Below are 934 nucleotides of genomic sequence, written 5' to 3'. Positions count from 1 at the left end.
CCCTCGCTGCGAAGGCATGTGCGACCATAATCTTCTCGATATTCTTGTCATCGCCGTCTGCGCAATGATTTGCGGGGCTGATGAGTGGGAGGACATAGCTGATTTTGGTACATGTAAGGAAGATTGGTTTCGCACCTTTCTGGAACTGCCCTGCGGTATACCGTCCAAATACACGTTTCGCAGAGTCTTCAGTTTACTTGACCCTGCTGCTTTTGAAGCTTGCTTTACCGGTTGGGTGAAACAAACATTAACGGAGCTTTCAGGCTGTCACCATCTGGCGATTGATGGTAAAGCGATTCGTGGTTCTAAAAGTCAGGGAAAGAAAGCTGTGCACCTGGTCAGTGCATGGAGCAACCAACTTGGCCTCGTTCTTGGTCAAGAGCGCGTTGATCAAAAGTCGAATGAAATTACAGCTATCCCTAAACTCCTGAAAGCTCTGGAGCTCAAGGGGTGTTTGATTACTCTTGATGCCATGGGCTGTCAGACTAAAGTGGCAGAAGAGTGCGTCAAACAAGAGGCTGACTACGTACTGGCCGTGAAAGGGAATCAGAAAACCTTATATAACGACATTGCTTCATTATTTGAGGCGACAGAAAAACAGTCTCAGCCAGGACAATTTGCAGAGTCTCAAACCGTTGGTCATGGGCGTAAAGAGCACCGTTGCTGCTGGGTTATGAATGATCTCGGTACATTGCGTACTGCACACAAGTGGCCGGGGCTCAAGCAAGTGGCTGTTGTCCAGAGTGATCGACAAATCAATGGCAAAGTCACAACTGCTCTGCGCTTTTACATTATGAGTAAAACGCTATCGGCTTTAGAAGTTCTAAATATTAGCCGCCAGCACTGGGCTGTCGAAAATAACCTGCACTGGGTACTGGATGTTTCGTTCTCCGAAGATGCTTGCCAGGCTAAAGCGGGAAATAGTGCTGAGAAC

The 934-nt window shown here is 47.9% G+C and carries 1 protein-coding gene; it reads left to right on the top strand.

The window, feature by feature from the left end:
* Window positions 1–934 (top strand): ISAs1 family transposase (locus tag QMA35_RS21830; protein WP_281649238.1); only part of this gene is annotated, 934 nt, incomplete at both ends.

Origin of the sequence: Parendozoicomonas sp. Alg238-R29 (assembly GCF_947331445.1) — a bacterium.
Classification (GTDB): Bacteria; Pseudomonadota; Gammaproteobacteria; order Pseudomonadales; family Endozoicomonadaceae; genus Sansalvadorimonas.
This window is presented reverse-complemented; position numbering and strand designations above follow the sequence as displayed.